This is a genomic window from Mesorhizobium sp. M2A.F.Ca.ET.037.01.1.1 (assembly GCF_003998075.1).
Classification (GTDB): domain Bacteria; phylum Pseudomonadota; class Alphaproteobacteria; order Rhizobiales; family Rhizobiaceae; genus Mesorhizobium.
Window position 1 is genome coordinate 1 of the sequence record NZ_RZSA01000218.1, and the last position, 7796, is coordinate 7796.

The following is a 7796-nucleotide window of genomic DNA, read 5'->3' on the forward strand; positions in this document are numbered from 1 at the left end:
CAATGCGCCTTCGTGACCTGGGACAGCTACGGGCGCTTTGCACCGGCCTGGAGGCGGAGAGGAACTTGCCCAGCGCTTCGGCGGAGCGGCGGCCGCAGGGATATTCGAAGCCCTTTGCGTCGTCGCAATATTGCCGGCTCTCCGGCGCGTCGATGCCGTTGAAGCGCACGCGCTGGCCGTGGATCTCGATCGTGTCGCCGTCGATCACCGAGGCGACGCCGGCGATAGATACCGGCCTCGGCTTGATGATGTTCTGCAGGTTGATTTCCGGCAGCGACCCGCTGTTGTGCATGACGAATTGCGTGACCAGGGCCGAGACCGCGGCGACCGTCACAAGCACAAGACGAAGCGGGACGCTTGCCCATCGCCTGGCGCGTGAACGTCGCGAGCCAGTGCGCCGCCGCCACTGGTCAGAGCGATTGTCGTAACGGGACTTGTCGATGCCGATCACGGCGGGCCGCCCGGGCGGCTCTCGGCCGAGCGGCCGCCGCAACGCGATCCGTCCGCCGCCCTGCTTTCATCGGTCGGACAGTTGCCGGTGTAGCCGCCCCCGCCCGAAGCGGGCGATCTATAGCGTTGGATCACAGCGACGCTGCGCTGCCCATCCCCTTCAATATGCGTGTTGTTGCTGTTCGGATTGAACGGATCGACCGTTTGCAGAAGCGCATTGGCATTGTTTGCGTCGCCGGACGCAAGCGTCATCGTATCGTAATTGTTCAAATAGTCGGCAGCACAGCCCGACAACAGCACCACACTCGCTGCGGCAAAATACGATCCTAAATCCACAGAGGTAACCCCCGACCCCGGCTGGCATAATGCTTCATTCGAATTTTGTTGTCGAATCCGAGTTTGGCCGCTTGCCATCCGTGCGAAGCTAAGCAACGTTGACAGCGGGTTTGGATTTTGGGGGGACTATGAAGCGGTTTGTTTTAACCGTCGCTGCAATCGTTTGCATTGCAGGCTGCGCAACGCCACCGGACAAAATAGCGGGCGTGCCCAATGCTGGCCCCTGCACCCAGGCCGACAAGGAGCGCCTGGCGACTCTGACAAACCAGCAGAACAAGGCTGCGAACGGCGACGCGCTTGGCGTCTTCCTCATCGGCGTGCCGGTCGCGTCGATGTCCGGCGGCGACCACGAGACCGAAATCGCCGTGCTGAAAGGACGCTGCGGCCCGCCGAAGACCTGATATTGCGGCTCGCATCAGCGCAACAGCCGCACCGATAACGACTGACGGTCCTAACTAGCGTCACGGCCCCAAGTCCCTATTGCGAAACTGCGCAAGGCGCATATTGTTTGGTTGATCGGGGTCTGCGGTCCAAGGGCCTGAACCCTGGACGCTGTTATTTGGTCGAGGATGGCCGAACTTCAATAGAGCCGTCCGTGGGACAGAGCCATGCAGCACGGGGCCGTGAGTAATGCGGGCATGGGGCGAGGCCAGCGTGGGCCGGCCGACGGCGATATTGTCCGGGAGCAAGCCGTCCTCTTTCGTCTCACCGACCGACTTTACCGGGCCAACGGCCTTGGCGAGATCTACGATGCAGCGCTGGACGCTATATGCGACGCCCTCGGTTCGTCGCGCGCCTCGATCCTGAGATTTGACAGCCACGGCGTCATGAGCTTCGTCGCCTGGCGCTCTCTCTCCGAAGACTATCGCAGGGCTGTCAACGGCCACACACCGTGGACCTGCAATCAGCACGACGCCGAGCCAATCTTTGTCGAGGATATTCGTCTCAGCGGTGAATCCCGGCGGCTCATCGACACCGTCCTTGGCGAGGGTATCCAAGCGCTGGCCTTCATCCCGCTTGCCAGCTCCCGCGAGCTCATCGGCAAGTTCATGGTCTACTATCCAGCACCCCACCGCTTCGGCGATCGTGAACGCGAACTTGCATTGACCATTGCCCGTCAGCTCGGGTTTGCGATCGAACGGGAGCGGGCGGAAACGACAGCAGCGCGACTGAGTGCACTGGTCGAATCCTCGGATGATGCCATCATCGCGACGGATATGGACGGCATCGTCACGGACTGGAATAGCGGCGCCGAGCGCCTCTACGGCTACGGCCGCGAGGAAATGGTCGGACGTCCGCTCATGTTGCTGATACCGCCCGATCGCCAGAACGAGGAGCGGGAGATTCTGGCCCGCATTGGCCATGGAGAGCATGTCGAGCATTTCGAGACCGTTCGCCTGCGCAAGGATGGCAGCAGCATTCCGATCTCCTTGACCGCTTCGCCGATCGCGGACGCGTCCGGCGCAATTGTCGGTGTTTCCAAGATCGGCCGTGACATCTCCGAGCGCCTGCGCGCGCAGGAGCAGCGGGAGCTGCTGCTTCGCGAGATGGACCACCGCGTGAAGAACCTTTTTGCGATCGCAAGGACCATCGTCAATTTGAGCGCGCCAGCCGCAGAAACGCCGGCCGCGCTCGCCTCCACCGTGTCCGACCGCCTCGGCGCCCTCGCCCGGGCGCATGCGCTGACGATGCTCCCCTCGACTGGCCCGTCTGTTCAGGCCGCGACGAGCCTACATGCATTGGTCGCGGCAATCCTCGAGCCATACCGCCATGGAACCGACGAGCATCCCCGCTTCGCGATCAGTGGCATCGATATGCCGGTGCCTTCAGCGATGATCACGCCGCTTTCTCTCCTGCTACACGAATTCGCCACCAACGCTGCCAAACATGGCAGCCTCTCGGCAGCCGCCGGCTCGATAGAGATCGCCTGCTCGAACACTGACGGCAAGGTGACTGTCCAATGGCGAGAGGTCGGAGGACCACCTCCGATCGCAACCGAAGACGAAGGATTCGGCAGCCGCTTGATCCGCGCCGCGGCGAGGGAGCTTGGCGGAGTCGTGCGAGATTGGGACGCCGCCGGAATTGTGCTCGAGATCACGATCGATAGTGAAAGATTCTCGGCCTGATGTCCTAGCCGCTTGTCGGGGCAGCAGCTCCAGCGGGCGCTCAGCGAAATCGAGTTGGCGTTGGAACAAACGCGACAGCCTCTGTTTGCCCTCAGGCACAATTCAGTGCGTTGGAGGACATGGGCCGGCATTGCCTTAGCGTATTTGCAGCAGCCACTGGAATTGCGCAAACTGTATCGGGAAGTCGCGGGCAAGATACCGAACCACCTTCGGATTTTCCAGGATCCGGCCCAGATAACCGTGAGCCGCGACGAGGCCGAGAGCCCGAACACCATGGGTGGCTACGGCGTTTAGAAACTCATGGCTCACTTCACCAAATTCAGCCTCCATCGATGTGACTTGAGCAGCCTTGATGCCGTGGAACCGCTTCCGCCGCGATGAGGGATCGGCAAGCTGTGATCGCGGCGTTAGTGCGACAAGGGTCTTGGCAAAGTCGGCCCTCACACTACCCAAGGCGAGCATGATCTTTGCCATCTCAACCTGCCTTTCGAAGCTAACCTCGCGCAGGTAAGAAAAGATGATCGAAGGAACAGGGCAGTTTTCGAGCAAGCCGAGAGCGTCGGCGCAAATTCCTTCAATTTGGCATGCTGCAAGCGGGCGCTCCGCCCTTATCAGCGCGAGGTGGGACGGTGGGATCGTTTCCATCAGCATGCTCGGCATTGTCTCGATCCCCTCGCTCTTCAGCAACTCTCGAAATGCTTTAACGGTCATCAATTGGCGCATAGCCTGGGCTGTTCTGTCCCAGTGCTTTCGCAGTTCGTTCGTCGTCGTCACGAAGTGACGCATTCGCATGCGTTCATGGATAAAGTTTCTCAGCAAAACGTACCCGCGCAGAGGGTTCGACGGCTCAGGTGCATGCTTGAGACCGGCGAAATGGCGACCAGTGCCGGCGATACCGCGATGGAGCTGACGCATCGTTGGGGGGAGGATTTGATCAGGCGCACGTCTGGCCATGGCCACCAGGATATCCAGTGTCGCAAACACGAAGGAATCTATCGGGCAGCCATTTTCTGCCTTGAGGACGTGGAAGACATGGTTCGCCTCATGCCCCGGCAAAACGAGGAAGTCGCGTATCGCAGCATCGCCAGGCTGCATCCTGATCAATACCGACAAGTCAGCACCCGCGAATCTCCTTCTTCTGAACGCCCAGCGCGGGTATCCATGCCGTGAGAGGCGACAGCGCGCGATCCAGATCGCAACCGTGAATTCGCCGTTTACTGTGACCAGCTTGCTGTCCGGGTCATATCGAGCCGAACCGCCCGCGTCCTCTATAGCTGCTACTAGCTCTTCGACGACTTCGTGCCTGCGGTCACGAAGATCAACATTTACGCTTATATATTCGTAGTTGCGCGGAGGCTTATATCCGATCCGGCGATATACCTCGGCGAGTGTCCGGAAGCGCCGTTTCAATCGGGAGCTCGAGGGACAACCGCGGGCGGCGTTGATTATCCTCTCCGACAGCGCTCCTTTCCTTTTGAGAAGTTTGGCCAAGGGAACCAGCATCTGATTGTCGGTCATACGGAACAGACGCGCCTTTGCCTCAACCTGGGCACGATCGAACAGCTCGGAGCTGACAATTGGCGCGGATGCATTCTCGACGCGGATCCAGGCGCTGGCGGGATTGCGGATCCGCTGACTTGTCAGCCTGCTGCTAGAGCGGTTCCAGATGACGTTGCCGATGTATTTCTCATGCGTCAGTACCGTCTTCACCGAACGGATCGACCAGGGCCGGCCGTGATCCGTCACCATCCCGCGGGCGTTGAGCGCGTTGGCGATCTCCCTCTTCGTCTTTCCCTCGTTTACAAATTGGTCGAATATCCATCGGACCGTCTCAAGCTCCTCGGGTGGACCGAGCACTCTGACCACTCGGTCCGAGACAAGGCTTTTCCACTCTTTTCGCTTCAGGATGCCTTTGGGTTCACCTGACTGGTCCACCAACAGACGCCGGAAACCATAGCCCGGCGGCCCGCCTACGCGGAATCCCATTTGAACGATCCGGCTCTGGCCGATGAAGCACCTCTGCGAAAGCATGCGACTGTACTCGGCCGCCATCGTCCTCTTGATAGCTTTGAGCACGTCAGAGCCCATGGTTCCGTCATTTGCGAACTGCTCGGCGCAAAATTCGATCCGCACTCCGGCCGACTGGCATCTATATTCGTAGGATGCGCTTTCATCGACGTTTTGAAATCGACCCCAGCGACTGACGTCATAGACCACTACCGTCTCAAAATCTGCGAACCCGTTTTCCACGTCGAACAGCAGCTTCTGTAAGCCCGGGCGCCCTTGAAGACTGAGCCCGCTGCGGCCCGGATCCTCATATGTCGCAACAATGTCGTACCCCATGATGCCCGCGTAACTGCGGATCGCATCCTTTTGGTTCTCAAGTGAGTAGATTTGCTGATCGGTGGACATGCGAAGATATTGAGCCGCACGGCCTCGTCGCCTCGCTGTTGGAGGATCGTGGGCCGCTGCAGACTTGTCCATCGCCTTGCACCGTCGTGCTGGTGCTTTAAACTAGCGGTCGATCACCTAGCGGCAAGGGATCAGAATGCGCCAATACATCGGACTGATCCATAAAGAGGAAGCCAGTGACTACGGGGTGTCTTTCCCCGACCTTCCCGGTGTCGTTACGGCCGGCGCAAGTTTCGACGAGGCGCGCGAGTTAGCCGAACAGGCTCTCGCCTTTCACATTGAAGGCCTGATAGACGATGGCGAGGCCGTCCCAGAACCTAGCTCTCTTGAGCAGATTATGGAGGGCGTCGACAATCGGGAGCTCACAACCATCTTGGTCCCATTGAGGACCCCCTGAAGGGTTACGGCGGCAGTGCCGCCCTTTCCCGTTTGGCAACCATTGCCTTCAACCGCCGAGAAACCCTGATTCAGTTCGTGAGCGGGCTCTGCCGCCGTTCCGCCGCAATGCGACCGCACTCGGGCTTTGTTCGCCCCAGCAGACACCCGGGGCTTCAGAGGAGTTCGAGTGATGTTTATCAAGAAGGCCATTCTGGCGGTGCTGATGACGGTGGCACTTGCCGGCTGCGAGACGCAGACCGAAGGCCAGCAGCGGGCTACCACCGGCGCATTGGTTGGCGGCGCAGGCGGCGCGCTTGTCGGCCAGGCGATCGGCGGCAACACCAAGTCGACGGTGATTGGCGCCGCGAGCGGCGCGCTGCTTGGCGCCGTTGTCGGCTCAGCCACCACCCCGCAGCGCCGCGGCGAGCAGCTCTGCCGCTACCAGGACCGCTACGGCCGCATCTACACCGCCCCGTGCGACGACCGGTATTACAACGGCGATTATTGATCGTGCCGGTTCTTCCTTCTCCCCGTTAGCGGACCTCGTTACGGGGAGAAGGTGCCCTCTCGTTCCCGCAGGCCAGGGAAGACTGGTGGACACATTCCACTAGCGTGCGCCGCAAAAAGTTTCTTGTGCGACGCACAATCAATGCGTAGATGAATTGGGCGACGTTGGCGGGTTCGGGATAACCGGAGAGCGGTTTGAGACCTGAGACAACCCACTTCGACGCCTTGCACGGCTTAAGAGGCATCGCCGCTGTTCTGGTGATGCTTGGTCATTTCCGCGAGCTGACGGCGCAGCATCTTGATCTGGCCCCGTCAGGCTTTCTCGCCGTCGACCTGTTCTTTCTGCTGAGCGGCTTCGTGATCGCCCACGCCTATGACGACAAGTTCCGGAAAGGCATGTCTTTCCGGGAATTCGCGGAGGCCCGCATCGTCAGGCTCTACCCGTTATATTTCGCCGGCATCGGCATTGCCATGGCCGGCGTGGGAGCGACCATCGCGATGCACGGGCTAAGCTCGTATTCGCGGCTGGATTTGCTTGCGAGCCTTGCGTTTTCCCTGCTTTTCCTGCCGACGCCGCCGTCGCTTTCAGTCGGTCCAGATTTGCTTTTTCCGTTGAACGGTCCGGCTTGGTCGCTTTTCTATGAACTTGTCGCCAACGCGGTTTTCGCCGCGCTGGCCCTGAGGCTCGCTCGCCGCTCGCTGGCCGCTATCTTCAGCCTTGCTTTCCTGGTGCTGGCGCTAATGGCCTGGCAGGGCTTCAGCCTGGGCGGCGGCGCTCATTGGGACGGCACGATCGCGGCTCCCGCCCGGATCGCCTTTTCCTTCTTCCTCGGCGTTTATCTGCGGCGATATGCGACCGGGGTCAGCCGGGATGGCAATCTCTACATGCCCATCCTGCTGGCGCTTTGCGCAGGACTGATGATCTTCCGGCCCGCCGGAAACGCGCAATTATACGACCTGGCGATGATAGTGCTGGTCTGGCCCTGGCTTGTTCTCATGGCTTCCCGCTTGCGGCTCTCGGGCTTCTGGCGCGCGATCGCCCTGTTCTCCGGCAACATCTCCTACGCCATCTATGCGCTTCACACGCCGCTGATCAGGATCGTGAACATCCTAGACGAATCCGTCACTGGAACCTTGCGGAACCAGCACGGCCTGCCATTCGTCGTGGGAACATCCATTCTCGTCATCGCGGTCGCTGCATTCGCGCACTACGTTTACGACAAGAATGCGCGGACGCTGCTGCGGCATCTGCTTTCACTGCGGCGCGCACGCGAGGAAGTGACGCAATTCTAAATTAGCCGAGGTCCTGCCGCATCGGCGGCGATCGGACAACGCGCCAGATCAGCGATGTGCAGCCGTTTGCTGATGCTACTCGGCGGGACTTGGCTCAAGCGCTGGCTCCTTACGTGCGAACCGGCGCAACACCACGCGTCCGAGTTGCTGCCCGGGCATCTCGATGAGCCTGTAGGTCAAGAAGGACAGAAGACAAACTACCGGCAGCACGACCGCCAGCACGATGGCGAAGCGCAGCGGCGCGCCGAGGCCGTCGCCATAACGGGTAATCACGAAGGCCGCCACGGGCTGCAG

General features: G+C 60.6%; 7 protein-coding genes and 2 pseudogenes. 5 read left to right on the forward strand and 4 right to left on the reverse strand.

What is annotated here, in order from left to right; translation table 11 throughout:
* A partial coding sequence (locus EOA27_RS13345; RefSeq protein WP_245491085.1) for a thermonuclease family protein occupies positions 1–451 on the reverse strand: 451 nt, incomplete at its 3' end.
* On the reverse strand, positions 448–753 hold the full coding sequence (locus EOA27_RS42110; protein ID WP_245467084.1) for a hypothetical protein: 306 nt from the start codon (positions 751–753) through the stop codon (positions 448–450). The genes EOA27_RS13345 and EOA27_RS42110, both read right to left, overlap by 4 nt.
* 161 nt (positions 754–914) lie before the next feature.
* On the opposite strand from EOA27_RS42110, the gene EOA27_RS13355 reads away from it, so the two are divergent.
* Complete coding sequence (locus EOA27_RS13355; RefSeq protein WP_126083023.1) at positions 915–1187, forward strand: hypothetical protein; 273 nt, start codon at positions 915–917, stop codon at positions 1185–1187.
* 207 nt (positions 1188–1394) lie between these two features.
* Positions 1395–2912 carry a PAS domain S-box protein gene (locus tag EOA27_RS13360; protein ID WP_126083024.1) on the forward strand — a complete coding sequence of 506 codons (1518 nt, stop codon included), beginning with the start codon at positions 1395–1397 and terminating at the stop codon, positions 2910–2912.
* A 135-nt stretch (positions 2913–3047) separates the two neighbouring features.
* On the opposite strand, the gene EOA27_RS13365 is transcribed toward EOA27_RS13360, so the two are convergent.
* Entirely contained in the window at positions 3048–5396 is a 2349-nt protein-coding gene (locus EOA27_RS13365) for a plasmid partitioning protein RepB C-terminal domain-containing protein (protein WP_126083025.1), read from the reverse strand.
* 64 nt (positions 5397–5460) lie between these two features.
* Between EOA27_RS13365 and EOA27_RS13370 the strand changes: the two are divergent.
* The 3 genes and pseudogenes from EOA27_RS13370 to EOA27_RS13380 all read left to right on the forward strand — a co-directional run.
* Positions 5461–5715: pseudogene (locus tag EOA27_RS13370) on the forward strand (type II toxin-antitoxin system HicB family antitoxin); the annotation flags it as partial.
* Positions 5716–5892: 177 nt separating this feature from the next.
* A complete protein-coding gene (locus tag EOA27_RS13375; RefSeq protein ID WP_126083027.1) occupies positions 5893–6210 on the forward strand; it encodes a YMGG-like glycine zipper-containing protein in 318 nt (105 codons plus the stop codon).
* Between the two features lie 194 nt (positions 6211–6404).
* A complete protein-coding gene (locus EOA27_RS13380; RefSeq protein WP_126083028.1) occupies positions 6405–7502 on the forward strand; it encodes an acyltransferase in 1098 nt (365 codons plus the stop codon).
* A gap of 75 nt (positions 7503–7577) precedes the next feature.
* Here the strand turns inward: EOA27_RS13380 and EOA27_RS13385 are convergent.
* A pseudogene (locus EOA27_RS13385) lies at positions 7578–7796 on the reverse strand (acyltransferase); the annotation flags it as partial.